Origin of the sequence: Salipiger abyssi, from assembly GCF_001975705.1 — a bacterium.
Lineage (GTDB): Bacteria > Pseudomonadota > Alphaproteobacteria > Rhodobacterales > Rhodobacteraceae > Salipiger > Salipiger abyssi.
The window spans coordinates 3,283,461-3,309,637 of sequence record NZ_CP015093.1; the positions used below are offsets into that span (position 1 = coordinate 3,283,461).

General features: G+C 68.1%; 18 protein-coding genes, 1 tRNA gene and 2 pseudogenes. 11 read left to right on the top strand and 10 right to left on the bottom strand.

All coding sequences use genetic code 11. The annotated features are described in order from the left end of the window. Nucleotides 1-455: 455 nt before the first annotated feature. The 3 genes from Ga0080574_RS19570 to Ga0080574_RS19580 form a co-directional block, all read right to left on the bottom strand. Nucleotides 456-532 (bottom strand) — tRNA-Ile (locus Ga0080574_RS19570). 189 nt (nt 533-721) lie between these two features. Continuing rightward, entirely contained in the window at nt 722-1,786 is a 1,065-nt protein-coding gene (locus Ga0080574_RS19575) for a site-2 protease family protein (protein WP_076703480.1), read from the bottom strand. Nucleotides 1,787-1,853: 67 nt separating this feature from the next. After that, nucleotides 1,854-2,321: a YbaK/EbsC family protein gene (locus Ga0080574_RS19580; protein WP_076703481.1), complete on the bottom strand. Its 468-nt coding sequence runs from the start codon at nt 2,319-2,321 to the stop codon at nt 1,854-1,856. A gap of 104 nt (nt 2,322-2,425) precedes the next feature. Between Ga0080574_RS19580 and Ga0080574_RS19585 the strand changes: the two are divergent. The 5 genes and pseudogenes from Ga0080574_RS19585 (at nt 2,426) to Ga0080574_RS19605 (ending at nt 8,304) form a co-directional block, all read left to right on the top strand. Next, a pseudogene (locus tag Ga0080574_RS19585) lies at nt 2,426-5,205 on the top strand (bifunctional [glutamine synthetase] adenylyltransferase/[glutamine synthetase]-adenylyl-L-tyrosine phosphorylase). After that, entirely contained in the window at nt 5,202-5,468 is a 267-nt protein-coding gene (locus Ga0080574_RS19590) for a hypothetical protein (RefSeq protein ID WP_076703482.1), read from the top strand. Before Ga0080574_RS19585 ends, Ga0080574_RS19590 begins: the two are co-directional and overlap by 4 nt. Nucleotides 5,469-5,544: 76 nt before the next feature. Further along, nucleotides 5,545-6,804: a vWA domain-containing protein gene (locus Ga0080574_RS19595; RefSeq protein WP_076703483.1), complete on the top strand. Its 1,260-nt coding sequence runs from the start codon at nt 5,545-5,547 to the stop codon at nt 6,802-6,804. Nucleotides 6,805-7,164: 360 nt separating this feature from the next. Beyond that, the gene (locus Ga0080574_RS19600) at nt 7,165-7,713 is read left to right on the top strand and encodes a YeeE/YedE thiosulfate transporter family protein (RefSeq protein WP_076703484.1); all 549 of its coding nucleotides are present in this window, start codon (nt 7,165-7,167) and stop codon (nt 7,711-7,713) included. 3 nt (nt 7,714-7,716) lie between these two features. Continuing rightward, nucleotides 7,717-8,304 carry a YeeE/YedE thiosulfate transporter family protein gene (locus Ga0080574_RS19605; protein WP_076703489.1) on the top strand — a complete coding sequence of 196 codons (588 nt, stop codon included), beginning with the start codon at nt 7,717-7,719 and terminating at the stop codon, nt 8,302-8,304. Between the two features lie 274 nt (nt 8,305-8,578). Here Ga0080574_RS19605 and Ga0080574_RS19610 read toward each other — a convergent pair whose 3' ends face one another. Then, entirely contained in the window at nt 8,579-10,186 is a 1,608-nt protein-coding gene (locus Ga0080574_RS19610) for a peptide chain release factor 3 (protein WP_076703491.1), read from the bottom strand. A gap of 91 nt (nt 10,187-10,277) precedes the next feature. On the opposite strand from Ga0080574_RS19610, the gene Ga0080574_RS19615 reads away from it, so the two are divergent. After that, entirely contained in the window at nt 10,278-10,532 is a 255-nt protein-coding gene (locus Ga0080574_RS19615; protein WP_083716973.1) for a DUF7218 family protein, read from the top strand. Nucleotides 10,533-10,730: 198 nt separating this feature from the next. Here Ga0080574_RS19615 and Ga0080574_RS19620 read toward each other — a convergent pair whose 3' ends face one another. Further along, entirely contained in the window at nt 10,731-11,747 is a 1,017-nt protein-coding gene (locus tag Ga0080574_RS19620; protein WP_076703495.1) for a Hint domain-containing protein, read from the bottom strand. 174 nt (nt 11,748-11,921) lie between these two features. Between Ga0080574_RS19620 and Ga0080574_RS19625 the strand changes: the two genes are divergently transcribed. Together Ga0080574_RS19625 and Ga0080574_RS19630 are read left to right on the top strand one after the other, a co-directional pair. After that, complete coding sequence (locus tag Ga0080574_RS19625; RefSeq protein ID WP_076703497.1) at nt 11,922-12,701, top strand: SDR family oxidoreductase; 780 nt, start codon at nt 11,922-11,924, stop codon at nt 12,699-12,701. Nucleotides 12,702-12,709: 8 nt separating this feature from the next. Then, entirely contained in the window at nt 12,710-13,849 is a 1,140-nt protein-coding gene (locus Ga0080574_RS19630; protein WP_076703499.1) for a YhaZ family DNA alkylation repair protein, read from the top strand. 100 nt (nt 13,850-13,949) lie between these two features. On the opposite strand, the gene Ga0080574_RS19635 is transcribed toward Ga0080574_RS19630, so the two are convergent. Both Ga0080574_RS19635 and Ga0080574_RS19640 read right to left on the bottom strand, forming a co-directional pair. Further along, a complete protein-coding gene (locus Ga0080574_RS19635) occupies nt 13,950-17,645 on the bottom strand; it encodes an efflux RND transporter permease subunit (RefSeq protein WP_076703502.1) in 3,696 nt (1,231 codons plus the stop codon). Then, on the bottom strand, nt 17,642-18,994 hold the full coding sequence (locus Ga0080574_RS19640; RefSeq protein ID WP_076703504.1) for an efflux RND transporter periplasmic adaptor subunit: 1,353 nt from the start codon (nt 18,992-18,994) through the stop codon (nt 17,642-17,644). Before Ga0080574_RS19640 ends, Ga0080574_RS19635 begins: the two co-directional genes overlap by 4 nt. A gap of 289 nt (nt 18,995-19,283) precedes the next feature. On the opposite strand from Ga0080574_RS19640, the gene Ga0080574_RS19645 reads away from it, so the two are divergent. The 3 genes from Ga0080574_RS19645 (at nt 19,284) to der (ending at nt 22,853) form a co-directional block, all read left to right on the top strand. After that, nucleotides 19,284-19,940, top strand: a complete 657-nt coding sequence (locus Ga0080574_RS19645; RefSeq protein ID WP_076703506.1) for a tetratricopeptide repeat protein — start codon at nt 19,284-19,286, stop codon at nt 19,938-19,940. 21 nt (nt 19,941-19,961) lie between these two features. Beyond that, nucleotides 19,962-21,308, top strand: a complete 1,347-nt coding sequence (locus Ga0080574_RS19650; protein ID WP_076703508.1) for an outer membrane protein assembly factor BamB family protein — start codon at nt 19,962-19,964, stop codon at nt 21,306-21,308. An 81-nt stretch (nt 21,309-21,389) separates the two neighbouring features. Further along, nucleotides 21,390-22,853, top strand: a complete 1,464-nt coding sequence (gene der / locus Ga0080574_RS19655; RefSeq protein ID WP_076703510.1) for a ribosome biogenesis GTPase Der — start codon at nt 21,390-21,392, stop codon at nt 22,851-22,853. A 193-nt stretch (nt 22,854-23,046) separates the two neighbouring features. Here the strand turns inward: der and Ga0080574_RS19660 are convergent. The 3 genes and pseudogenes from Ga0080574_RS19660 to serS form a co-directional block, all read right to left on the bottom strand. Further along, nucleotides 23,047-24,002 (bottom strand): annotated as a pseudogene (locus tag Ga0080574_RS19660) (zinc-binding metallopeptidase family protein). A 130-nt stretch (nt 24,003-24,132) separates the two neighbouring features. Next, nucleotides 24,133-24,834 carry a TspO-related membrane protein gene (locus Ga0080574_RS19665; protein WP_076703512.1) on the bottom strand — a complete coding sequence of 234 codons (702 nt, stop codon included), beginning with the start codon at nt 24,832-24,834 and terminating at the stop codon, nt 24,133-24,135. Between the two features lie 2 nt (nt 24,835-24,836). After that, nucleotides 24,837-26,129: a serine--tRNA ligase gene (serS, locus tag Ga0080574_RS19670; protein WP_076703514.1), complete on the bottom strand. Its 1,293-nt coding sequence runs from the start codon at nt 26,127-26,129 to the stop codon at nt 24,837-24,839. Between the last annotated feature and the right edge of the window lie 48 nt (nt 26,130-26,177).

The following is a 26,177-nucleotide window of genomic DNA, read 5'->3' on the forward strand; positions in this document are numbered from 1 at the left end:
CTGCTCCCGGTCTTTTCCGAAGGGCAGGGGAGGTGCCTTTATCACAATGGCGGAGTGTTCCCGACGCGGGGATCACTCCAACAGAACAGATGTGCGAAGGTGCGCCTCAGATGATCCTCTGAGAGGGAGCTTTCTGTCTGAGGCTGCCCATTGCGCCGGTGGCATCTCGCCAGGAATGCGCCCCGGGGGGGGGCAGAGGATAGTTCCGATCATGCATGGCGTGATCGGGGCAATCGCCAGTTGCGGCCTGGTCGTTCTGCAACCGCGGCGATTTGCGGGCGCATCGGGTTGCCGGGCGTGTTTGTTGGCATCGCGGTTAGGGCAGCGGCCGGATCGGAGCTGATCGTACTAAGATCTGCGTGGTCCGCTGTTCCTGTAACCTATTGATTTATAGAAATTCCAGGAATGGTCACGTGGTCCGTTTGGGTGTTGATTTAAACGGAAAATCCGATTTTTGGTAGGCCCGGAGGGACTTGAACCCCCAACCAAGGCGTTATGAGCGCCCTGCTCTAACCAATTGAGCTACAGGCCCACCGTGCCTGTCTCAGTAGCATTCGGGCGGGCGGGGTCAAGGTATTCGCGCCGCCGCCATGCGCGGCTTTGCAGCTATTATCGTGGGGCGGGCGCGATCCGGGAGATGCCTGGCAGGGCAGTGCAGGCGCGCCCGCCACGTAGGGTGGGCAATCTGCCCACCGCCCGCCTCGCGAAAAGGCCCGGCCGCTCAGCGCGGGCTGCGCAGCACCATCAGCTCGCCGACATTCTCGCGGGTGATATAGCCCAGCACATGCCCGCCGGGATCGGTGACCGCCAGCGCCGGCGCGTCGGCCAGCGCGTCCAGCACCTGGCTCAGCGGCGTGCCGAGGGTCACCTGCGGCACGTCCTCCATCGCATCGCCCACGGGCAGGGTGTTGTGGCCCTCGGCCATGCCCTGGAACAGCGCCGTGCGGGTGAGGAAGCCGGCGAGCTTGCCCTCGGGATCGAGCACCGGAAATTCGTGCTGCGTGGTGCGGATCAGGGTCTGTGCCGCCACATGAAGCGGATCCTCGGGGCGCAGGCTCTCGAAGCTGGTGATCATCGCATCGCGCGCCATCAGCCCGCTGGCCACAGCGCGCGAGGTCACGTCCTGGCTTTCCGCCTGACCGGCGAAATAGACGAAGAGCGCGATCAGGAGCAGCATGAAGTTGCCCGAGGCAAGCCCCCAGAACGCAAAGAGAAACGCCATCACCTGACCGGCATTCGCCGCCGCCCGCGTGGCGTGCACCCGGTCCATGCGCGTGGCCAGCAGCGCGCGCAGCACCCGGCCGCCATCCATCGGGAAGGCCGGCAGCAGGTTGAACAGCGCCAGGAACAGGTTCACCGCCGCGAGCTGGCCGAGGAAGGCGCCCGGCGAGCCGCCGAAATTCGCCAGCTCTTCGAGATCGGTGCTGGCGCCGAAGGCGATCAGCACCGCCCAGATCACGATATTCACCGCCGGCCCCGCCAGCGCCACGAGGATCTCCTGCGCGGGTTTTTCGGGCATGCGCTCCAGCCGCGCCATGCCGCCGATCGGCAGCAGGGTGATGTCGGGCGTCTTGATGCCATAGCGCCGCGCGGTCAGCGCGTGGCCGAACTCATGCGCCACCACGCAGGCAAAGAGCGCCAGCACAAAGACCACGTTTTGCAGCGCCGCCACCGCGCCGCCCTGGGGCCAGGCCGCCGCCGCGACCCAGGCCAGCAGCAGGAAGAAGGTGGCATGCACCCGAAGTTCCGAGCCGAAAAGGCGCCCGATGGAGAAAGACCAGCTCATGCGTTGCACTCCCGTGCTTGACGTGGCGCCACCATGCGGCAGCGGCGCGCAGGCGGCAAGGCCTGCGCTATTCGGTGAAGGGCGCCGCCACCGCGCCGGTCAGGCCGGGCAGCAGATGCGCATCGAGCGCAAAGACATGGCGCGGCGTGCCGGCGGCGGCCCAGATCCGGGTGAATTCCAGCAGCTGCGGGTCGATCCAGGCGCGGATCGGGTTCAGGTGCCCGACCGGGGCCACGCCGCCGATGGCAAAGCCCGTCTGCGACCGGATGAGCGTGGCATCGGCCTTGCCCAGCGGTTCCCCCGCCAGCTCTGATGCCTTGTCGGCGCAGACCTTGTTGCCACCCGCGGTGAGGAACAGCACCGCCTCGCCGCTCTCCTCGGCGCGAAAGATGATCGACTTGGCGATCTGGTCGATCTCGCAACCGACGCTGTCGGCGGCCTCCTGTGCGGTGCGGGCCTGGCCGACCTCGCGGATATCCGGCTCCAGCCCGGCAGCTTCCAGCGCCGCGCGGACGCGTTTGAGGCTCTTGCTCATCAGGGACTCCTGTCGTTTCTTGCAGGGCTTAGAGCGCGATGAGCCCGCGGCTGCAAGCCCTTGGGGCATTGCGCAATCCCGCATCGCTCCGCCATATAGGCGGCATGAGTTTCGCATCCCGCATCACCCGCCTGCCGCGCCCCTTCGAGCCCGATCTGGGAGAAGAGGCGCGCGCCGCCGCGCCCTGGGCCTCGGACGATCTCGCCTTGCTGCTCGCCGGCGCGGGCGGGTCGAGCCCCTATCTCAACGGGCTCATTCGCAAGGAGACGGGCTGGCTGGAGGGCGCGCTGGCGGATCCCGAAGCTGCGGTCGAGACGCTGCTGGCCGGGCTGGAGGAGACGGGCGAAGGCATCGAGAGCGCGCTGCGCCAGGGCAAGCGGCGGGTGGCGCTGTTGACCGCGCTGGCCGATCTGGCCGGCGTCTGGCCACTGGAGATGGTGACCGGCACGCTCACCCGTTTTGCCGACCTCTCGGTGCGGCTGGCGTTGCAGGCGGCCATCGCGCGCGAGATCCGGCGCGGCAAGCTGCCGGGCGCCACCGAGGACGACATCGCCAGCGCCGGCGGCATGGTGGTGCTGGCCATGGGCAAGATGGGCGCCTTCGAGCTCAATTACAGCTCGGATATCGACCTCATTTGCCTCTTCGATCAGGACCGGTTCGAGCGCGACGATTTCCACGAGGCCCGCAGCGCCTTCGTGCGGGCCACGCGCAAGATGTCGGCAACGCTGAGCGACCTGACCGGCGAGGGCTATGTCTTCCGCACCGATCTGCGGCTGCGTCCCGATCCGGCGGTGACCCCGGTCTGTATCGCCATGGAGGCCGCCGAGCGCTATTACGAAAGCCTCGGGCGGGCCTGGGAGCGCGCCGCCTATATCAAGGCGCGGCCCTGCGCCGGCGATATCGCAGCCGGCGAGCGCTTTCTCGACACGCTGCGTCCCTTCGTCTGGCGCCGGCATCTGGATTACGCCGCCATTCAGGACGCCCACGATATGCGCCTGCGCTACCGCGACAAGAAAGGGCACGGGCCGATCACCCTGCCGGGCCATGACATGAAGCTGGGGCGCGGCGGCATCCGCGAGATTGAGTTCTTCACCCAGACCCGCCAGATCATCGCCGGCGGGCGCGATCCGGAACTGCGGGTGCGCGGCACGGTGGACGGGCTGCGGGTGCTGACCGACACCGGCTGGGTGCCGGGCGAGGTGACCGGCAAGCTGGCCGATCACTACCGCGCCCATCGCGAGATCGAGCACCGGGTGCAGATGGTCAACGATGCGCAGACCCATCTGCTGCCCGCCAATGACGGCGGGTTCGAACGGCTGGCGGCGCTGACCGGGCGCGAGCGCGCCGAGCTGGAGGGCGATATCCGCGCGCGGCTCGAGGAGGTGCACGAGCTGACCGAGGGGTTCTTTGCCCCCGACAGCCGCGACAGCGCGCCCTGCGAGGTGCCCGAGGCGCTGGAGACCAGCCCGCTTGTGGCGCGCTGGACGAGTTACCCGGCTCTGCGCTCGGGCCGTGCGACCGAGATCTTCAAGCGGCTGAAGCCCGAGATCCTCAGCCGGCTCGCCCGCGCCGCAAAGCCCGAGGAGGCGCTGACCGCCTTCGACGGCTTTCTTGCCGGTCTGCCCGCCGGGGTGCAGCTCTTTTCGCTGTTCGAGGCCAATCCGCAGCTTATCGACCTGCTGGTCGATATCGTCGCGACCTCGCCGGATCTGGCGCGCCACCTGTCGCGCAATTCCGCCGTGTTCGACGCGGTGATCGGCGGCGATTTCTTCAGCCCGTGGCCGGGGCCGGCGGCGCTGACTGCGGAGCTGACGGAGATCCTCTCGCGCGAGGAGGATTACGAGCGCCGGCTCGACATGGCGCGCCGCTGGGCCCGGGAATGGCATTTCCGCGCCGGCGTGCATCTGCTGCGCGGGCTGACCGAGACCGAGGAGGCGGGGCAGCATTACGCCGATCTCGCCGAGGCGGCGCTGGCGGCGGTGTTCCCGGTGGTGCAGGAGGAGTTCGCCCGCAAGCACGGCGCGCCGCCGGGGCGCGGCGCGGTGGTGGTGGGCATGGGCTCGCTCGGGCGCGGCGGCTGCATGCGCTCTCCGATCTGGACCTCATTGTGATCTACGACCCGGCGGGCGTGGAGGCCTCGGAGGGGCGCCGCCCGCTGCCCGCGCGGCAGTATTACGCCCGGCTGACCCAGGCGCTGATCACCGCGATGACCGCGCCCATGGCCGAGGGCAAGCTCTACGAGGTCGATATGCGGCTGCGGCCTTCGGGCAATCAGGGGCCGGTGGCGACCTCGCTGTCGTCTTTCACAGCCTATCATCGCAAGGAAGCCTGGGTCTGGGAGCATCTGGCGCTGACCCGGGCGCGGGTGGTGGCGGGCCCGGCGGAGCTTGCCGGCGAGGTCGAGGCGCTGCGGGCAGAGATCCTGTCCGCGCCACCGCCGCGCGACAAGGTGCTGGGCGAGCTGGCCGGGATGCGCGAACGCATCGCCGCCGCCAAGGGGCAGGGCGACCCGTGGGATCCCAAGATCGGGCGCGGGCGGATGCAGGATATCGAGCTTCTGGCGCAGGCCGGTGCGCTGCTCTCGGGCCAGGCGCCGCGCCGCACCGCGCGCGGGTTGACGGCGGCGGCGCGCGAGGGCTGGCTGGAGAAAGCCGGCGCCGATCACCTCGCCGCCACCTACCGGCTGTGCTGGAGCCTCCAGATCGGCGCGCGGCTGATCACCGAGGGCGCGCTCGATCCGGAGACGGTGGGCGCGGGGGGCTGCACCTTCCTCACCCGCCTGACCGGAACCAAGAGCGCGGCGGAGATGCGGACAAAGCTCGCCGAGATGACCACGAGAGCGGCCGAGATCATCGACGCCGCGCTGCGGGAGGCAAAACCATGAAGAAGAAGGGCACGCCGGACGACCCCAAGGGGCTCATCGCCGAGGCCTACAAGATCGACGGGATCGGCATCGGCGAATGCCGCTCGATCTTTCTCGACTGGGCGCTGTCGCTGCCCCGCGACGCCGAGGCGCGCGAGCATGTCGAGGCGCTGCTGGCGCGCCACGGGCAGGAGGGCCATCCGATGACCGAGGTGCTGCGCGAGGGGCTTTCGCGCTCCGGCCCGCCGCGCCGGCGGGGCGGGGCATCCGGGCGCCGTCACTAAGCCGCAAGGGGGCGACCAAGGCAGCGCTTGCCCCGGGCGCGCGCATGCGCTTGGCTGGGGCAGGCGAGGAGAGAGAATGCCCGAATACGTGCCCATCGCGATCCCCGATCACCCGCGGCTCGCGCAGAACATCATCCATTTCGCCCGCGCCCTGCGCCGCGCCGGCCTGCCGGTGGGGCCGGGCCGGGTGATCGACGCGATCCGCGCGGTGGCGGCGGCGGGCTTCACCGACCGGATGGATTTCTACTGGACCCTGCATGCCTGTTTCGTGAACCGGCCCGAGCATCGCGTGGTCTTTGCCCAGATCTTCCGGCTCTACTGGCGCGATCCGCGCTATCTCGAACACATGATGTCGATGATGCTGCCGGCGGTGCGCGGCGTGCAGGAGGAAAAGCTCGCCCAAAGCGCCGAGAAACGCGCGGCGCAGGCGCTGCTCGGCGATCAGATTCCCGAGCTGCCGAAGCCCGAGGGCGAGGAGGAGGAGGCGACCAAAATCGAGGTCGACAGCTCTTTCACCATCTCGGCGGAGGAAAAGCTCAAGACACTGGATTTCGAGCAGATGTCGACCGAGGAGATCATGCAGGCCAAGCGCATGCTGGCGCGGCTGAAACTGCCGGTGAAGCCGATCCCCTCGCGCCGGGGCATGGCGGCGGTGGACGGGCGGCGCATCGACTGGCGCCGTACCCTGCGCGCCTCAATGCGGCAGGGCGGCGAGATGCGCTCGCTGGCGCATCTCAAGCCGCGCCCGCGCTGGCCCAATCTTGTGGTGCTCTGCGACATCTCCGGCTCGATGAGCCAGTATTCCCGCATGGTGCTGCATTTCCTGCACGCGGTGGCGAACGAGAAGGGCGCGGGCTGGGCCAAGGTGCATGCCTTTACCTTCGGCACGCGGCTCACCAATATCACCCGCCATCTGGCGACCCGCGATGTGGATGCGGCGCTGAAGGCGGCGGGCGCCGAGGCGCAGGACTGGGAGGGCGGCACGCGCATCGGCGACTGTCTGCACGCCTTCAACCGCGACTGGTCGCGCCGGGTCATGGGGCAGGGCGCGGTGGTGCTGCTGATCACCGACGGGCTCGACCGCGACGACGCGGCGGCGCTGGAAAGCGAGATGGAGCGGCTGCATCTCTCGGCGCGCCGGCTGATCTGGCTGAACCCGCTGCTGCGCTGGGACGGGTTCGCGCCCAAGGCCTCGGGCATCCGCGCGATGCTGCCGCATGTGGACAGCTTCCGCGCCGGGCATTCGATTGCCTCGCTGGAGGATCTCGCACAGGCGATCTCGCGCCCCGAGGATGCGGGAGAGAAGGATCGGCTGATGCGGATGATGGCGGGGTAGCGGCGTCACCGTTTGAGCCTTTTCCCGGCGCGGAACAAGGCGAAGCCGCCGCGCCATCGCCGGACCGCCCCTGGGCCGGCGATTTGGTGACGCCAACGCAACGTGTCGAAGTCTTTCGGATTTGGCAGGGACAAAGTAAGGGGTTCCATCTGTCAGATCGCCAACCCGCGGTCCGGCGATGGCGCAGCTTTTGTTGCGCTTGGCGAGCTTTTCCGAACCACGGTGCTGCCTTGACGGGTCAGACAGGTCTTTGAACCGCCAGCCTCTCCGATGTCAGCGCGATTTGATCCAAATCATGCGATATATGGAATGTGTTTGGTATGCGTTTTCCAGAATATCTCTGGATCGGGAGGGTCATTCATGACTTTGAACTGGAAACTGGGCGGGCTGCTGCTGGGCGCGGTGTTCTTCGCCGCCGTCCTGCTGGTGAAGCCCATCGGGGTGAGCACGCAATTCGTGATCCTGGATGGGATCATCGCGGATACGGTGGCCACCGACTTCATCACGCAGACCGACGAGGGCTATAGCTCGACCAACGCCTATATGGCGAAATCCGGCGGCAAATACGCTAAAAACGCCGCCAACCCGCTGAATTACAGCTTTGTCTTCGTGCTGGCCATGGTCGGCGGTGCATTCCTGTCGAGCATGCTGCGCGGCGGGCTCTCGAAGGAGGAGCGCAGCGCCCCGGCAATCTGGCGGGCGAATTACGGCGACACCCCGTGGAAACGCTACGCGGTGGCCTTTCTCGGCGGCTTCGTGGTGCTGTATGGCGCGCGCCTGGCGGGCGGCTGCACCTCGGGGCACATGATGTCGGGCATGATGCAGACCTCGCTCTCGGGCTATATCTTCGCGGCCGGCGCCTTCCTGACCGCCGTGCCCACCGCCATGCTCATGTATAAGGAGGGCTGAGCCATGCAGATCGTTCTCGCCATCCTCATCGGCGCCGCGTTCGGCTTTGTGCTCGACCGGGTCGGCGCCACCAACCCCAATGTGATCGGCGGCATGCTGACCCTGCGCCGGCTGCGGCTGATGAAGACCATCCTTCTGGCCATCGGCACCGGCTCGATCCTGATGTTCGGCGGGCAGATGCTGGGCCTCGTGGATGTGGCACACATGTCGGTCAAGGCCTCCTATATCGGCGTCTTCATCGGCGGGCTGCTGCTCGGTGCGGGCTGGGCGGCCTCGGGCTATTGTCCCGGCACCGGCGTCTGCGCCGTCGGGGCAGGGCGCAAGGACGCGTTCTTCTACATCGCGGGCGGGCTGCTGGGCGCCGCCGCCTATATGGCGACCTACCCGGCCTGGAAGGCCAGCGGACTGCTCGACGATATCGCCGGCGGCAAGGTGACGCTGGGCGCGGTGCCGGGCTCGGAGTTCGATGGTCTCTTCGCCGTCTCCGGCGACCTGCTGGGCATCGCGCTGGGGCTGGTCTTTGTGCTGGTGGCCTTCGTCTTGCCCGAGAACATCTCGGGCGCACGGGCGCAGGAAGTCCCTGCGGAATAGGGCGCGCGTCCGGGAAACATCTGGCGGCCCCGGCGATGACCTCCGGGGCCGCGCTGTTTTGAGAGGGCGGAATATGAGTATTTTTCAGAAAGATGAAGACACAGCTCCGCGCTTTCATCTTTCCGGACAATACTCCCGCCGGAGGCCGGCCCGAGGCGGACGCAATCGCGCGCTTTCAGAAGATGGCGCAGCGTTTGGTCGGAAGCAGGGCTTCGCCCGTTATCTCCTCTAATGCTCCACCGGAACCCTTGCCGGGCAAAGCCGGGTCCGAAGATCACACCATCATTTCCTTCGTCGCACTCAGCGTGACATCGGGGTAATCCCGCACCACCCGGTCGATATCCCATTGCAGCCGGGTCAGATAGACCACGTCGCCATCGTTGTCATGGGCGATATGCTGCTTGTTGGCGTTGATGAATTTCTCCACCGCCGCCTTGTCGCCGGACACCCAGCGCGCCGAGGTGAATTGCGACGGCTCGAAGCGCACCGGCAGCCCGTATTCCTGCTCGATCCGCGCGCCCAGCACTTCGAATTGCAGCGCCCCCACGACGCCGACGATATAGCCCGAGCCGATATCCGGCTTGAAGACCTTGGCGGCGCCTTCCTCGGCAAACTGGAACAGCGCCTTTTCCAGATGCTTGGCCTTCATCGGATCGCCCGCCCGCACGCTCTGCAAAAGCTCCGGCGCAAAGCTGGGGATGCCCGTCACCTTCAGCGCCTCGCCCTCGGTCAGCGTGTCGCCGATGCGCAGCTGGCCATGGTTCGGAATGCCGATGATATCGCCGGCCCAGGCCTCTTCCGCCAGCTCCCGGTCGGAGGCCAGGAACAGCACCGGCGCCGAGACCGTCATCGGCTTTTTCGTGCGCACATGGGTGAGCTTCATGCCGCGGTTGAAATGCCCCGAGGAGAGCCGCACGAAAGCCACCCGGTCGCGGTGCTTGGGGTCCATATTGGCCTGCACCTTGAAGACGAAGCCCGCGACCTTCTTTTCCTCCGGTGCGATCTCGCGCGGCGAGGCCTTGGTCGGCTGCGGCTCCGGCGCCAGCGCGCCGATCCCGTCCATCAGCTCCTTCACCCCGAACGAATTGATCGCCGAGCCGAACCAGATCGGCGTCATGTGCCCCTCGAGCACCGATTGCGGGTCGAGCGCCGGCAGCAGCTCGCGTGCCATCTCGATCTCTTCCTTGAGCTGCTCGAGCAGCTCTTCGGGCACATGCTCGGCCAGTTTCGGGTCGTCCAGCCCCTCGATCTTGATCGATTCCGCCAGCTTGTTGCGGTCGGCGCGGTCCATCAGCTCCAGCCGGTTGCGCAGCATGTCGTAGCAGCCGATGAAATCGCGCCCCATCCCGATGGGCCAGCTTGCCGGCGTCACGTCGATGGCTAGGTTTTCCTGGATCTCGTCGACGATCTCGAAGACATCGCGCGCCTCGCGGTCCATCTTGTTGCAGAAGGTCAGGATCGGCAGATCGCGCAGCCGGCAGACCTCGAAGAGCTTCTGCGTCTGGCTCTCCACGCCCTTCGCCCCGTCGATCACCATGATCGCCGCATCCACCGCCGTCAGCGTGCGATAGGTGTCCTCGGAGAAATCCGAGTGGCCGGGCGTGTCGACCAGATTATAGCGATACTGGCCGTAATCGAAGCTCATCGCCGAGGCGGAGACCGAGATCCCGCGCTCCTGCTCCATCTTCATGAAATCCGATCGCGTGCGCCGCGCCTCGCCCTTGGCGCGCACCTGACCAGCCATCTGGATGGCGCCGCCATACAAAAGGAACTTTTCGGTAAGCGTGGTCTTGCCCGCATCCGGGTGCGAGATGATCGCAAAGGTACGGCGGCGGGCGATTTCCGCGGGCAGGTCGGGGCGGTTCGTGGGCGTATCCAGCATGAGCGCGCATATAGCCCCGCTGAAGGAGCAAGGGAAGAGCGGAACCCGCGCGCCGCGCCACGGGTTTCCGTCGCAAAGGAGGATGCACAAGATGCCCGACCCGAGCCTGAAGAACGAACCGCTTTACGAGGAACTGCGCGACAAGGGGATGTCAAAGGAAAAGGCGGCGCGGATCTCCAATGCGCAGGCAGATCCCGACCGCGACCCGTCGAAAAAGGGCGGCAAGGCACCGCCCTATGAGGACTGGACGAAAGACGCGCTCTACGACCGTGCCCGCGAACTCGGCATCGAGGGCCGCTCGAAGCTCTCCAAATCTGAGCTTGTCGAGGCGCTGCGCGATCATTAGCGGCCCCTAAAACGACGGCGTGCCCGGTCGCAGCGTCGTGCCTGCCTCCGGCGGGGATATTTTCAGCCAATGGAAATCCCGGGCGCAGCCCTGCGTGTTTCCATTGGCCCGAAATATCCCGGGGGGACGCGCGCCCCGGCGCGCGAGGGGGCAGCGCCCCCAAACCCGGCGACGCCCGAAGGGCGGCGCAATCCCTCCTCAGCAGCTTGACGCCTTGCGCAGCAGATCCGCCAGATCGGGGCGGTCGAGCAGCGCCTCATGCACCTCCAGCGCGCGGTGATCGCTGCGGTCGTGGCCGGGCAGGAGCTGGCCGAGCGAGGCGGTGAGCTCTTCGGGAAGTGCTGCTCGGGTGCGGGTGTTGACAAGCATGGATTCCGCCGCAATGCCCTCGGCATAGATGATCTGGTGGTGATCGAAGAGCATCTGGTAGTAATCCACGAAACCGCCCGTGGCGCGGGTGATCGTGTCGCCGTTGAGCAGGTGTCGTGCGCGCACCAGAAGCTCGGAGCGGCCGGCGCCCAGCCGGTCCTGGCGCTGGTAGATGAACAGGCGGTGATCCGGGCTCACCAGCAGATCGGCGGAATTGTTGAGCGTGCCCTCGCGGATGCGGATCGGGGCGAAGGCGCCCACGGCGCGCACCGTGTGATGGCCGATCCAGCGGATCTCCTGCGGGCCGTCGTCGCGGGTCAGCACCCGGTCGCCGACAACCAGATCCTCCACCGCGCGCTGCGCGCCCGAGGCCAGCGTGATCATCGTGCCGCCGGTGAAGGAGACGCAGGCGACCTGCGCGAATTTCTGGAGCGCGCCCTCGCGCGTGATGCCAACCAGCGCGTAATCCTGGCGCGGGCTCATCGCGCCGAGCGGCAGGAATAGGATCCCCGCCACATCGCCCTCGCCATCGGTTTCCACCAGCACCAGCCCCTCGGTTGTCTCGCCATCGCCGGTCATGAAGGTCAGCACGCAGTCGAGATGCAGATCGGCGCCGGGCGTGCCGATCTCGGTCTCGCGGGCGATCTCGAAGGGCGGCTCGCTCGAGGGATAAAGGCTCAGCCGATGTTGCGCCGCCAGCGGCGAGAGCCGGTAGATATCGTCGGGAATCAGCTCTTCGGCAAAGCTCAGCCCGTCGCCGAGATTGGCGCCGTTGATCACGCGGATCTGCTCGGCGCGATAGACGCTGACGCTATGCGCGGCGCGCGCGTTCTGCGAATGGCTCATGACAGCCTCATCCCTGACAGTCTTTCCCGGCGCTTCACTATCTGCCGCCGCGGGCCCTCCGGCAATGTCGCGGCGGGCTTTCATGTCCCCTTATGACATGAGATTGTGGCGTCAACTAGGTCAGGCCCCGGCGTTTTCCCGACACCCGTGGCGCCGCAAGAAGGAGACTGCCCCATGGATCTGAAGATTGCCGGAAAGCGCGCGCTGGTCTGCGCCTCGTCGAAAGGGCTGGGGCGCGGCTGCGCCGAGGCGCTGGCCGAGGCCGGCTGCACGCTGGTGATGAACGCGCGCAGCGCCGGCCCGCTGGAGGCGGCGGCGCAGGAGATCGCCGAAACCCACGGGGTCGAGGTCACCGCGGTGCCCGCCGATATCGTCGATCCCGAGGGCCGGGCGGCGGTGCTCGAGGCGGCGGGCGAGGTGGATATCCTCGTGACCAATGCCGGCGGTCCGCCGGCGGGGCACTGGACCGACTGGGACCGGGGCGATTTCATCGACGCGCTGGATCAGTCGATGCTGGCGCCGATCGCGCTGATGCAGGCATTGGTGCCGGGGATGATGGCGCGCGGCTGGGGGCGGGTGGTCAATATCACCTCGCGCTCGGTCAAGGCGCCGCTGCTGCCTCTGGGCCTGTCGAACGCGGCGCGCTCGGGGCTGACCGGCTTCGTGGCCGGCACCTCGCGGCAGGTTGCGGGCAGCGGCGTGACGATCAACAACCTGCTGCCCGGCGTGCACGACACCGACCGCATCGACGAACTCGACGATGTCGTCGCCGCGCGTGAGGGCATCGGTCGCGACGCCGCGCGCGATCAGCGCATCGCGGGCATCCCGGCGGGGCGCTACGGCGATCCGGGCGAGTTCGGCAGGATGTGCGCGTTCCTCTGCTCGGCGCATGCGGGCTATATCGTTGGGCAGAACATCCTGCTCGACGGCGGCGAAACCTTTTCGACGATCTGAGGCGCGGCATGGCGCGAGGCCCCGACGGCAAGGGCGGCGGCGCGGGGTTCTCGCTCGCCGACCAGCTCTTCAACGCCGAGACGGCGCGCGACCTCGCCGCCGGGTTCTCGGTGCTGCCGGGCTTCGATGCCGGGCGGTTTCTCGACACGGTGCTGCCGCGCTTCGAGGGGCTTGGCGTGCATGCGCGGCTCGACGTTCTGGCGGATGGGCTCGAGGCGCAATTGCCGCGTGATTTCAGCGCGATGGCGGAGGCTCTTGAAGCGGCGATGCCGCCGCCGCTCTCGCCCGATCTGCGCGATGACGATTTCGGGCGCTTCATCCATGCGGTGCCCGGCGTGCTGGCGGCGCGGCACGGGCTGGAGACGCCGGAGCGCGCGCTCGATCTGCTGCACGCGGCGACGCAGCGCTTTTCCATGGAATACGCGATCCGGCCCTTTCTGAACCGCTGGCCCGATCTGGTGCTCGACCGCATGGCGCTCTGGGCGCGCGATCCGCATTACCATGTGCGCCGGCTGGTCTCCGAGGGCACGCGCCCGCGTCTGCCCTGGGGGGCGGGGATCACGCTCGATCCGCTGCGGCCGCTGGCGCTGCTCGATCTGCTGCACGCCGACGAGGCGCGCTTTGTGACGCGCTCGGTGGCCAATCATCTCAACGACCTGTCGCGCCCGCATCCCGACGCGGTGCTGGAGCGGCTGCGCCGCTGGCGCGAGGCCGGCGCGCAGGGGCAGGCCGAGCTCGACTGGATGACCCGCCACGCGCTGCGCACGGCGGTGAAGCGCGGCGAGCCCGGTGCGCTGGCGCTGCTGGGCTACCGCGCCGATCTACCGGTCTCGGCGCGGCTGGAGCTGCCGGCGCAGGTGCGGATCGGCGAGGCGCTGGATTTTGCGGTGACGCTGGACGGCGAAGAGCCGGGGCCGGTGCTGGTGGATTACCGCCTGCGCTTCGCGCGGCCCTCGGGCACGGCGGAGAAGGTGTTCAAGCTGAAGGCCGCGCGGATCGTGCCCGGCACACCGCTGCGGCTGGAAAAGCGCCACCGGATGAAGGGCGACGCGACCACCTTCCGGCTCTATCCCGGGCCGCATGCGGTGATCGTGCAGGTGAACGGGCGGGACGTGGCCGAGGGTTCTTTCGAGCTGCTCGGCGCGTGATGGGGGATGGTGGGCAGATTGCCCACCCTACGGGGCAACGCCCGGGCAACGCTCAGTAGGGTGGGCAATCTGCCCACCGTTCCGGGGACACATCCCGGCGCTATTCCGCCGCCTTCAACGGCGGGATCGCGTCCGGACGCGGGGCATCGGCAGGCGGCAGATCGTCCCAGAGGATCTCCGGCGCCTTCACCTTGCGTGCCGCCCGCGTCAGCGCCCAGTCGCGCGCCGCGCGGCTGCCGCGCCCGAAGGACAGCGCCGCCAGCGCCCGGGCGATCCACATCAGATAGGTGTTGAACCACACCCGCAGCGCCAGCATCGCCGGCGTGAAGACCAGCGTCAGCACCGTGGCGATGCCGAGCCCGAACACCACCGCCGTGGCCAGCGGCTTCCACCAGAGCGAGGTCGGGCTGTCGATGGCATAGCCGCCGCCGAAGAAATCCAGCGACAGGCCGATCATCATCGGGAACAGCCCCGCCATGGTGGTGATCGTCGTCAGCAGCACCGGGCGGATGCGGTCCTCGGCGGTGCGGATGATCGCCTCGATCCGGGGCATGTAGCGGGCGTAATCCTGGAAGGTGTCGATCAGCACGATATTGTTGTTCACCACGATCCCGGCCAGCGCCACCACGCCGGTGCCCGACATGATGATCGAGAAGGTCTGATCCATCACGATGATGCCGAGGAACACGCCGGCGGTCGAGAGCACCACCGCCAGCAGCACCAGCACCGCGTTGTAGAAGCTGTTGAACTGCGCCAGCAGGATGATGAACATCAGCGCAAGGGCTGCGGAAAACGCCTGTGCGAGGAAGGCCTGGCTGTCGGCTTCCTCCTCCTGGTCGCCGGTCCATTCCCAGGTGACATCGGCGGGCAGGGGATCGGTCTCCAGCCACTCGGTCAGCGCCGCGATCCGCTCGTTCGCGGTCACCGGCATTGCGTGCAGCGCGCCGCTTTCGGCGAGATCCGCCAGCGTGGCGGCGCTCTGGCCGGTGCCGGGCAGGGTCACATCGTAGCTCTTGCCGCGCAGCGCGACCGCACCGCCGGTGGTTTCCTCGCCATAGCCCACCGTCTCGCCATCAGCGGTGAACTTGACCAGACCGTCCTGCACGCCGGCCCGGATGTCGAAATGGCGTTTCTGGTCGACACGCTCGATCTCGGCCAGTTTCGCCACCGGCTGGCGGGTGATGAAATTCGACAGCGGCACGAGGCCGTCGGCTGTCCGCACCTTGAGGCTGTCCAGCGTCGAGAGCACCCGGTCGTCTTCGGGCAGGCGCACACGGATGTCGATCTCCTCGTCGGAGCTGTCCACCCGCATCGTGTCGAGCGTCAGCCCGCGTGTCACCAGCTGCACCATGGCGCCCACCGTGGCCACATCGGCGCCGTAGCGCCCGGCTTTTTCCACATCCACGTCGATCTGCCAGTCGATCCCGGGCAGCGGGCGGGTGTCTTCGACCAGCCGCAGCCCGGGCAGGGCGTCGAACTGGGCACGGGCCTCGGCGGTGGCGTCCTGCAAGGCCTGCCAGTCGTCGGATTTCAGCCGCAGATGCACCGGCTTGGCCGAGGCCGGCCCCATGGCGAGATCCATGATCTCGATCTCGATGCCGGGGATCGCCTGCATCGCCTCGGTCAGCTCTTCGAGCACCAGATTGCCGTCGAGCTCGGGCCGGTCGCGGCGATCGTCCCACGGCACGATTTCGAGCTGGATCTGCCCGATCGTGTCCTTGGGCGCCTCGGCGCCGCCGGTATTCGAACTGAGCCCGCCATCGCCGGCAAAGGCAAAGGCGGTCTCGATCCCGGGATGGGAGAGCACGATGCGCTCGGCGCGGCGCACCAGCGCGTCCTTTTCCTCGAGCGAAAGATTGCCGCGCGCGCGGACATAGACCAGTGCCTGTTCCGGCTCGCTGTCGGTGAAGAACTGCGTGCCGTTGTTGTTGTCGCCGTAATAGCCGAAGACCGAGACCACAAAGAACACCACCGCGCCGATGGTGACGAGCGGCATCACCGGGTTGCCGGCGACGAGCTGGATGCCGCGCCCGAAAAGCGTGCGGCGATAGCTGCCGCGGATGCGGGTCGCGCCATGCTCGGGGCGCGCGGCGTCGAGAGAGACGGAGGCCAGCACGGAGAAGGCGAGAAAGACCGCGACGCCGGGCAGCCGCGCGCCATAGCCGGAGAACGGGCTGTAGAACAGGAAATCCGGGTTCAGCACCATCATCGCGCCGGTGAACATGCCGAGCAGCGCCACCGGCACCAGCGCGGCGCGCGCCCACCAGCTTGGCCAGGCGTGGCGCAGCTTCTCCGAGGCATGGTGCAGCACCCGCGAAAACCGCCCCGAGACGCCGCCCATCACCGGCAGATAGATCAGCGCCACCACCAGCGAGGCCGACAGCACGAAGATCAGCGTCACCGGCAGCATGCCCATGAACTGCCCCGCGACACCGGGCCAGAACAGCATCGGCAGGAAGGCGCAGAGCGTCGTGGCGGTGGAGGAGACCACCGGCCAGAACATGCGCTTGGCGGCCTCCACATAGGCGTGCATCGGGCCTGTGCCCTGGGCGATGCGCTTGTCGGCATATTCCACCACCACGATGGCGCCGTCGACCAGCATGCCCACCGCGAGGATCAGCCCGAACATCACGATGTTCGACACGGTGATCCCCATGCCCCAAAGCAGCAGGAAGCAGAGCAGGAAGGAGGTGGGAATCGCGAACCCCACCAGCAGCGCCGCACGGGTGCCGAGCGCCGCCAGTACCACGATCATCACCAGCGCGATGGCGGTCAGCACCGAGCCTTCGAGCTGTTTGACCATGGAATCCACGATCACGCTTTGATCGTTTGAGGCGGCGACGGTCACCGAGGCACGCAGTTCGGGCGGCCAGTCGGCCTGCGCCGCATCGACCACCCCGCGCACGGCGGCGGTGGTGTCGATCAGGTTGAAGCCCTTGCGCTTGACCACCTGGAGCGCGACCGTGCTGTTGCCGTTGAAGCGCGCGGTGCCCTGACGGTCCTCGAAGGTGAGGTGGATCGTCGCCAGATCGCCCAGCGTCACCACCCGGTCGCCATTCACCTTGACCGGCAGGTTATAGACATCGCGCGGCTCGTCGAAGCTCGACGGGATCTTGACCGAAAAGGCGCCGTTGCGGGTCTCGACCTCGCCGGCGGCGACCAGCAGGTTGTTGTTCTGCACCACATTGATCAGCTCGCTGGCGGTGACGTTGTAGCTTTCCAGCCGCAGCGGGTCGATGGTGACCTCGAGCATCTCGTCGCGGTTGCCGGCGATGCCCGCCTCCAGCACCGAATCGAGCGATTCGACCCGGTCCTGAAGATCCTTGACCACCTGTGCCATGGTACGCTCGGGCACCGGGCCGGTCAGCGAGACGATGAGGATGGGGAATTCCGAGAAATTGATCTCGTTGATCGAGTATTTCTCGGCGCCGTCGGGAAAATCGGCCTCGGCGGTGTTCATGGCGTCGCGTACATCGGCCATGGTCTCGGTCTTGTCCCAGCCGAATTCGAATTCCAGCGCCACGCCGGCATAGCCCTCGGCGGCGGTGCCCGAGAGCGTCTTGAGCCCGTCGAGATCGGCAAGCTCGGTCTCCATCGGCTTGACCAGCAGCTTTTCGCTGTCCTCCGCCGAGATGCCGGGGAAGGGGACCGAGACGAAGAGCGCCGGGATCTCGATATCCGGCTCCCCCTCCTTGGGCAGGGTGACATAGGCATAGGCGCCGGCCACCAGCGACAGGAAGACGAAGGCCAGCACCATGCGGGCGCGCCGGGCGGCCCAGTCGACAATGCCGGTCACTGGATCACCTCCTCGAAGCTGGGCACCACCGGCACGCCGTCGGTGACGTATTCCTGACCGACGGTGATCACGTCGACGGTTTCGGGCAGCCCGCCGACCCAGAGCCCGTCGCGGGTGTCGCGCAGGATCTCCACCGGCAGGAAGCGCGCGGTGCCCTCGGCAGAGACCGCGCGGATGCCGAGCGCGCCGTCATCGTTCAGGGTGAGCGCCGAGGCGGGCAGCAGATGCGCCATGGCGCCCTCGGCCTCGATCCCGATCTCGGCGGTCTGGCCGGCGCGGATCGCCAGATCGGGATTGGGCAGGGTGATGTCGACGCGGAAGGTGCGGGTGGTCTCGTCGGCGCGGCGGGCGACGAAGCTGACGGTGCCGGTCACCATGCGCTCGCCGGTGAGCCTTGCACCGGCGCGGGCGCCGAGTGTGACGCGCGATACATCGGTTTCGGGCACATAGCCCACCAGCCGGATCGGATCGAGCTGGAGCACCGAGGCGCAGCTTGTGCCGACGCTCATCAGGCTGCCGAGCTCGGCGGTGTCGCTTTCCAGCACCCCGTCAAAAGGCGCCTCGATGGTAAGATCGGCGACAGTGCTCTCGGCGCGGGCGACGGAGGCGCGGGCGCTTTCGATCCGCGCCTCCAGCCCGCCGCGCCCGGCACGGGCGGCTTTCAGCCCGGCCTCGGCGCTGCTCACCCCGGCCTCGGCGCTGCGCTGGGCGGCGCGGGCGGAGGCCAGTGCTGTGCGCGAGCTGTAGCCGTTCTTGGAAAGCTCCTCGGCGGCGGTGAGGTTGATCTGCGCCTCTTCGAGCTGCGCCTGGGCCTGGGCGAGCGCGGCCTGCGCCTCGGGCACGCGGGCCTCGACCTCGGGGCGCTGGGCCTGCGCCTCGGCGAGCGCCGCCTCGGCCTCGGCCAGCGAGGCGCCGGAGGTGCCGGGGTCGAGCTTGCAGAGCACCTGTCCCGCCTCGACCGCGCTGCCCTTGGGAAGCGGCGCGGAGATCACCCGGCCGCCGGTCTCGGCCATGACGTCGACCTCGCGCGAGGCCTGGGTTTCGCCGCGCAGCACAACGGCGCCGTCGATCTCCTGCGCGGTGGAGCGCATCGCCATGACCGAGACGGCGCCGTCGGGCGTGTCTTCGGGCGGGACCGCCTCCTCGGCATTGGACGCATCGGCGGTTGCATTGGAATTTGACGCGCCCGCAGGCGTCTTGGAACTGGACGCGCCGGCGGGCGCATTGGAACTTGACGCGCCGGCGGGCGCGATGGCCTCGGCCCAGCCGATCAGCCGCTCGCGTTCTATGATCACGCCGTAAAGGGCGGCAATCACCAGCAGGGCCGTAAGGATCGAGATAATCCGCATCGTCCGGGCCTTTCCACCTTGTCCGCGTCGCGGCGGACATTATTATGTTACCATAGCATGGCAAGCCCGCCCGATCTGGGCATTGTGCCGCATCCGGTGCGCGAGACACCGCTTCCCGAAATAACTAAACCGATTGGTTCAGTTTAGCCTTGGCCGCTCCGCCGATCAAGCGCTTGTCGCGAATTGCGGCGATTGTGCCTGGCCGCGCTTCGAAACGGCGGGCGGTGATGCCTTGGCAGGCCCGGCGCGGAGCTGTAAGGAGGGGCAAAGCAAGCGCAGCGAGGCCCCCTTGAGCGACACCGACAGTTTCATCGACGAAGTGACCGAAGAGGTCCGCCGCGACAGGCTTTTCGCGCTGCTCAAGCGTTATGGCTGGCTGGCGGTGCTGCTGGTTCTGGTGCTCGTGGGCGGCGCCGCCTGGCGCGAATATGCGGCGGCGCGCGACCGCGCGGCGGCGCAGGCGCTGGGCGACGAGATTCTCGCGGCGCTCGATGCCGACGAGGCGGCGGCGCGGGTCGATGCGCTGGCCGCGATCGACGCACCGACACCCGGCGCGCAGGCGGTTCTGGCGATGCTGACCGCCGCCGAGGCCGGTCGTGCGGATGAAAATGACGTTGCGGCACAGAGCCTCGAAGCTGTCGCCGCGAATGGCGATGTGCCCGAGATCTACCGCGAGATCGCCGGGTTCAAGGCGCTGAGTCGCCCCGACTCCGGGCTTTCTGTCGAGGAGCGCCGCGTCGGGCTCGAAGCCCTGGCGGTGCCGGGCAAGCCGCTGCGGCTGCTGGCCGAGGAACAGCTGGCGCTGATCGAGATCGAAGAGGGCGCGCGCGACGAGGCGGTGGCGCGGCTGCGGCGCATCATCGAGGATTCCGAAACCAGCACGGGCTTGCGCCAGCGTGCGTCTCAGTTGATTGTGTCGCTGGGCGGCACGCTCGAGGCCGGGTAAACCGGTGCAAAGACCGCAGGAATGACGGGGGCAGGGCATTTGCGTATCACCACGATCACGGCGGGGCTGCTCGGGCTGACGATGCTGTCCGCCTGCGAGGAGCCGGAGATCATTCTCGCCGGCGAACGCTACGGCACGCGCGAGGTGCTGCAAACCGAAGCACCGACGGACGAGGCCGCGCCGGAAAACACCGCGCGCGCCATCGCGCTGCCGGCGGCAAGCCGCAACGCGGACTGGGCGCAGAGCCCGGTCTCGCCCTTTGCGCGGGTCGGCAACGCGGCGCTCGGCAATTCGCTGAACCGGGTGTTTGCGGTGAATATCGGCGCGGGCGACAGCCGCCGCGAGCGGCTCAATGTCGATCCGGTGGTCGCCGGCGGCCGCATCTTCACCATGGATGCCGAGCATACGCTCAGCGCGGTCAGCTCCGCGGGCGAGATCCTCTGGCAGAAGAGCATGGTGCCCGAACGCGACGCGGCCAAGCAGGCGCAGGGCGGCGGGCTCGCCGCCGCCGATGGCCGGATCTATGTCGCCTCGGGCTTTGGCCGGCTGACGGCGCTCGACGCCGCCACCGGTCAGGAAATCTGGACACAGCGTCTCGGCGGCACCGCCACCGGCGCCCCGACCGTCTCGGGCGGGTTGGTCTACGTCACGTCTGATGACAGTCGCGGCTGGGCGATCGAGGCCGAGGATGGGCGCGTCCGCTGGCAGATCGAGGGCATCGAGGACATTCACAACGTGGCCGGCGCGCCGCCGCCGGCGCTGAGCGGAGACAAGGTGATCTTTGCCTTCGGCAGCGGCGCGGTGCAGGCGGCCTTCCGTCAGGGCGGGCTGCGGCTCTGGAGCGCCGATGTGGCGGGCACGCGCAACGGCACGGCGCTGGCGTCGATCAGCGATATCACCGGGGCGCCGGTGATCTCCGGCGAGCGGGTCTTTGTCGGCAACCATTCGGGCCGCGTCGTGGGCTTCAACCTCGGCAGCGGCGAGCGGCTCTGGACGGCGCGCATGGGCGCGCGCGGGCCGGTCTGGCCGGCGGGCGACTCGGTGTTCTTCGTCTCCGACGTGAACGCGCTGGTGCGGCTCGACGCCGCCACCGGCGAACAGATCTGGTCGGTGGACCTGCCGGGCTACGAGCCGGTGCGGCGTCCGCAGCGCAAGCGCGACAGCGCCTTTGCGCATCACGGGCCGGTTCTGGCCGGCGGGCGTCTGGTTCTGGCCTCCTCGGACGGGCTGCTGCGCAGCTTCAACCCGGAGAACGGCGCACTGCTCTCGGCGATCGAGATCCCGGGCGGTGCCACCACCGCGCCGGCGGTGGCGGGCGGCACGCTCTACGTGGTGACCAAGAAGGGCCAGCTCGTCGCCTATCGCTGAGGCGCGGGCGATGCGTTCACGCCCCTTTCGCCGTGGCGGCAAATGCGCTATCGGGGCGGCTTGTGATCAAGGACGCATGAGATGAGCTTTTCCCTCGCCATTGTGGGCCGCCCGAATGTGGGCAAATCCACGCTGTTCAACCGGCTGGTCGGCAAGCGCCTGGCGCTGGTCGACGACCAGCCCGGCGTGACCCGCGACCTGCGCGAGGGCGTGGGCCGGCTGGGCGATCTTCGCTTCACGGTGATCGACACGGCGGGGCTGGAAGAGGCCACCGACGAGAGCCTTCAGGGCCGCATGCGCAAGCTCACCGAGCGCGCGGTGGACATGGCCGATATCTGCCTCTTCATGATCGACGCGCGGGTGGGGGTCACCCCCACCGACGAGGTCTTTGCCGAGATCCTGCGCAAGCGCGCCAAACATGTGATCCTGGCGGCCAACAAGGCCGAGGGCGCTGCCGCCGATGCCGGCGTGCTGGAGGCCTATGCGCTGGGTCTGGGCGAGCCCTTGCGGCTTTCGGCGGAGCATGGCGAGGGCATGCCGGATCTCTACGGCACCTTGCAGCCGCTGGCCGATGCCTTTGCCGAGCGCGCTGCCGAGGAGGCGCCGGAGACGGATGTGAGCCTCGACGAAGAGGTCTCGGAAGAGGCCGATGAGGCGCTGCCCGAGATTACCGCCGCGAAGCCCTTGCAGATCGCCGTGGTGGGCCGGCCCAATGCCGGCAAGTCGACGCTGATCAACAAGATCCTCGGCGAGGACCGCCTGCTGACCGGCCCCGAGGCGGGCATCACCCGCGACGCGATCTCGGTGCAGCTCGACTGGGACGGCACGCCGATGCGGATCTTTGACACCGCCGGCATGCGCAAGCGCGCCAAGGTGCAGGAAAAGCTGGAGAAACTCTCGGTCTCCGACGGGCTGCGCGCGGTCAAGTTCGCCGAGGTCGTGGTGGTGCTGCTGGATGCGGCGATTCCCTTCGAGCAGCAGGATCTGCGCATCGCCGATCTCGCCGAGCGCGAGGGCCGTGCGGTCGTGGTCGCGGTGAACAAATGGGATGTGGAAGAGCACAAGCAGGAAAAGCTGCGCGATCTGAAAGAGGCCTTCGACCGGCTGCTGCCGCAGCTGCGCGGCGCGCCGCTGGTGACCGTCTCGGCGCGCACCGGGCGCGGGCTCGACCGGCTGCACGCGGCGGTTATCAAGGCCTGGGAGGTCTGGAACCGCCGCATCCCCACCGGCCAGCTCAACCGCTGGCTGGAAGGGATGATCTCCTCGCACCCGCCGCCCGCGCCGCAGGGCCGGCGGATCAAGCTGCGCTACATGACCCAGGCCAAGACCCGTCCGCCGGGCTTTGTGGTGATGTGCTCGCATCCCGACAAGATCCCCGAAAGCTACACGCGCTATCTGGTCAACGGTCTGCGCGAGGGCTTCGACATGCCGGGCACGCCGATCCGGCTCTATATGCGCGGGCAGGGCGACAAGAACCCCTATAAGGGCCGGCGCGAGAAGAACGCCGGCGCGCTGAAGAAGCATCTGGGCCGGCGCAAGGACTGAGCGGGGCGCATAGCGCCCCCTTCTGCGTGGGGCGCAGGGGAAGCCGGGCCAAATGTAAGGGTTCAGGTACAAAAATCAGTGCGCTTTGACTGTCACCCTCCGCCAGAGCGCGACCGCTGGGGCCCCGGATCGGGTCCGGGGCGGGTAGGGTGGGCAATTCTGCCCACCGCAACCTGTACCAATCGGAAACGTTTTATGCCCGCCGCAGCCAGCGATGGGCAAAGCCCAGCTTGTCGCGCACCCCCTGCGCCAGAACGAACGGGTAGAGATCCGGCAGGTCCAGCGCCCGGTTCACATGGTTCATCGCGATCGACAGATCCACCGCCAGCGTGATCTCGGCCTCGGTGTCGCTCTCGGCATAGGCGTCGTAACCGGGGGCGGGCCGCCCGGAACGGCCAGGCCCGCCGCCGCCGCGCTGTCGAGCAGATCCACCAGATGCAGCAGATGCGCGATGCTCTCGGCCCAGTCCTCATGCGGATGCGCCGTGGCATAGCTGGTGACATGGTCATAGCCCGCAGGCTGCGGTTCGGCGTAATGCGCCTCAAGCGCGGCGCCGTAATCCTGTCGCTCGTCGCCGAAGAGCGACCGAAATGCCTCTAGAAAGCCGGGCTCGGCGCTCAGCCGCAGGAACAGGTAATGCGCGATCTCGTGGCGCATATGGCCCAGCATCGTGCGGTAGAGTTCGCCGAACTGCTCCTGCCGCAGCGCCAGCACCGCGTCGCTGGCCTCGGTCACATTGATGGTGATGATGCCGTTCGCATGCCCCATCACGATCTCTTTAGGCCCGACGGCGGTGTTCTCGGACAGCAGCCGGAACACCGGCCGCCCGCCGGGATCGGCCTCGGTGAACCAGCCCCATCGCGCGAGATTGGCCAGCATCCAGCGCTTGGCGCGTTCGGAGATCTCCCAGAGCGGCCGGTTCTCCGCCTCGCGCAGATCCGGCAGCGTCTCGGTCATCGCGCAGGAGCGGCAGAGCCCGCCGGCCTCGGCCTGCCAGTTGCAGCCGATGATCTCGCGATTCGCGCAGACCTCCGCCGCAGGCTGCATGAGCTGGCGCTCCGGATCGAAACTGACCTGCTGTCCGCAGGTGCAGCCGGTATTGTGAAAGTAGAGCGGCGCCCCGCAATTGGGGCACTGAAAGATCTGCATGGTAAGCGGTCCTGGCTGGGGGCGTCGCGAAGACAACCGGCAGGGGGCCGCCCGGGTTCCGGGCGGTGGCCTCACCGGGCAAGGATGACCGAAAGCGCCGGCGCCGCAAGCCCGGAAACCGCCCGGGCGACTATTCCGTATCGGTGCCGCGCAGCGCCAGGATGGCGAAGATCCCGATCAGCGCCAGCCCCGCCACGGCGATATTGAGCGGCGAGGAATTGGCCACGATCACAGCGATCAGCGCCCAGATCACCGTGATTCCGTAAAGCGGCGCCCGGTGCAGCCGGTATTGCATCACCAGCGCGATGGTGAGCGCGATGACCAGCGCCACCAGCGCGGCGGTGGTCTCGGGCAGCCAGCCATAGCCCGCCAGCAGCAGCCCGACCGAGACCGGTGCCGCCGCGGTCAGCCAGCCCGAATAGATCGCCAGCGGCGAGATCTGCAACCAGCGGTCCATGTCGCCGGTGCGGAACAGCGCCAGCAGCGCGGCGGTCAGCATCACCCAGATCATCGCCGTGGCGGCGAGCGGCGAGACCTGCGCCACCGGCAGCCAGACCACGCCGATGCCGAGGCTCAGCAGCAGCGCCGGGCGGTGGCTCTGCCAGTCGGGGTCTTCGGCGCGGCGCAGCAGGCCGAAGCCGGTGCCCGCCACGAGCCAGAGATAGATCAGCCCCCAGATCGCGAAGGCATAGCCCGCCGGCTGCACCGGCGGCTCGTCCTGCGGCACCGGGAAGGCATGGGGCGCGAAGCCGCCGAAGCCGGGCCACAGCACCGGCCCGGCGGCAAATGCCACCGCTGCCAGGAATACCGCTGCCGCCCAGAGCTTGTTCATGATCAGACCAGATCTCCATCCGCCGTGAGCGTGGTCTTGCCGCGCAGCCACGGATGCAACGCCTCGGGCAGCTTGACCGAGCCATCCGCCTGCTGGCCGTTCTCCAGCACCGCGATCAGGCAGCGACCGACGGCCAGACCCGAGCCGTTTAGCGTATGCACATAATCCGGCTTGCCACCGGCGCCCGGCTTGAACCGCGCGTTCATCCGCCGCGCCTGGAAATCGCCGCAGACCGAGACCGAGGAGATCTCGCGATAGGTGTTCTGTCCGGGCAGCCAGACCTCGATATCATGCGTCCGCCGCGCGCCGAAGCCCATGTCGCCGGTGCAGAGCACCACGGTGCGATAGGGCAGGCCCAGCCGTTCGAGAATGCCCTGCGCGCAACCGGTCATCCGGTCGAGCTCTTCGCGGGAGTTTTCCGGATGCGTGACCGAGACCATCTCGACCTTCTCGAACTGGTGCTGACGCAGCATGCCTGCGGTGTCGCGCCCCGCAGAGCCCGCCTCCGAGCGGAAGCACTGCGTATGCGCCACATAGCGGCGCGGCAGGTAATCTTCGTCCACGGTCAGCCCGTTGACGATATTGGTCAGCGTCACCTCGGCGGTGGGCACCAGCCACCAGCCCTCGCGGGTCTGATAGCTGTCCTCGCCGAATTTCGGCAACTGGCCGGTGCCATACATCATCTCTTCGCGCACCAGCACCGGGGTCCACGTCTCGGTGAGCCCGTTCTCCTCGGTATGGGTGTCGAGCATGAACTGCGCCAGCGCCCGGTGAATGCGCGCCACGGCGCCCGAGAGCACCACGAAGCGCGCGCCGGAGAGCTTGGCGGCGGTTTCGAAATCCATGCCCTTCTGCACGCCCTCGAGCTGGTAATGCTCCTTGGGGGCGAAATCATAGGCCGCCGGCGTGCCCCAGCGGCGGATTTCGACATTGTCGTCCTCGTCCGCGCCCTCGGGCACATCGTCATAGGGCAGGTTCGGCACGCCCATCAGCAGATCGGTGAGCTGGCTGTCGAGCTCCTTGGCCTTGGCCTGCATCTCCGCCACCTCGGCCTTTTTCGCCGAGACCAGCGCGCGCAGCCGTTCGAACTCCGCCTCGTCGCCGGAGGCCTTGGCCTTGCCGACCTCCTTGGACGCCCTGTTCTGCTCGGCCTGCGCGGTTTCGGCGGCGTGGATCGCGGCGCGGCGTTCCTCGTCCATGGCCAGGACCGAGGCCGATTGCGACTCCAGCCCGCGGCGAGACAGCGCCGCATCCCATGCGGCGGGGTTTTCTCGGATGGCGCGGATGTCGTGCATCGTCCCTTGTCCTTCTTTGGGTGCGAGTCGCGGCGGTTATGCCCTCTT

Bases quoted from the DNA above. Each gene is read 5' to 3' on its own strand.
- Ga0080574_RS19575 (WP_076703480.1), bottom strand. From the start codon at position 1,786: ATGAGCTGGTCTTTCTCCATCGGGCGCCTTTTCGGCTCGGAACTTCGG.
- Ga0080574_RS19580 (WP_076703481.1), bottom strand. From the start codon at position 2,321: ATGAGCAAGAGCCTCAAACGCGTCCGCGCGGCGCTGGAAGCTGCCGGG.
- Ga0080574_RS19590 (WP_076703482.1), top strand. From the start codon at position 5,202: ATGAAGAAGAAGGGCACGCCGGACGACCCCAAGGGGCTCATCGCCGAG.
- Ga0080574_RS19595 (WP_076703483.1), top strand. From the start codon at position 5,545: ATGCCCGAATACGTGCCCATCGCGATCCCCGATCACCCGCGGCTCGCG.
- Ga0080574_RS19600 (WP_076703484.1), top strand. From the start codon at position 7,165: ATGACTTTGAACTGGAAACTGGGCGGGCTGCTGCTGGGCGCGGTGTTC.
- Ga0080574_RS19605 (WP_076703489.1), top strand. From the start codon at position 7,717: ATGCAGATCGTTCTCGCCATCCTCATCGGCGCCGCGTTCGGCTTTGTG.
- Ga0080574_RS19610 (WP_076703491.1), bottom strand. From the start codon at position 10,186: ATGCTGGATACGCCCACGAACCGCCCCGACCTGCCCGCGGAAATCGCC.
- Ga0080574_RS19615 (WP_083716973.1), top strand. From the start codon at position 10,278: ATGCCCGACCCGAGCCTGAAGAACGAACCGCTTTACGAGGAACTGCGC.
- Ga0080574_RS19620 (WP_076703495.1), bottom strand. From the start codon at position 11,747: ATGAGCCATTCGCAGAACGCGCGCGCCGCGCATAGCGTCAGCGTCTAT.
- Ga0080574_RS19625 (WP_076703497.1), top strand. From the start codon at position 11,922: ATGGATCTGAAGATTGCCGGAAAGCGCGCGCTGGTCTGCGCCTCGTCG.
- Ga0080574_RS19630 (WP_076703499.1), top strand. From the start codon at position 12,710: ATGGCGCGAGGCCCCGACGGCAAGGGCGGCGGCGCGGGGTTCTCGCTC.
- Ga0080574_RS19640 (WP_076703504.1), bottom strand. From the start codon at position 18,994: ATGCGGATTATCTCGATCCTTACGGCCCTGCTGGTGATTGCCGCCCTT.
- Ga0080574_RS19650 (WP_076703508.1), top strand. From the start codon at position 19,962: ATGACGGGGGCAGGGCATTTGCGTATCACCACGATCACGGCGGGGCTG.
- der (WP_076703510.1), top strand. From the start codon at position 21,390: ATGAGCTTTTCCCTCGCCATTGTGGGCCGCCCGAATGTGGGCAAATCC.
- Ga0080574_RS19665 (WP_076703512.1), bottom strand. From the start codon at position 24,834: ATGAACAAGCTCTGGGCGGCAGCGGTATTCCTGGCAGCGGTGGCATTT.
- serS (WP_076703514.1), bottom strand. From the start codon at position 26,129: ATGCACGACATCCGCGCCATCCGAGAAAACCCCGCCGCATGGGATGCG.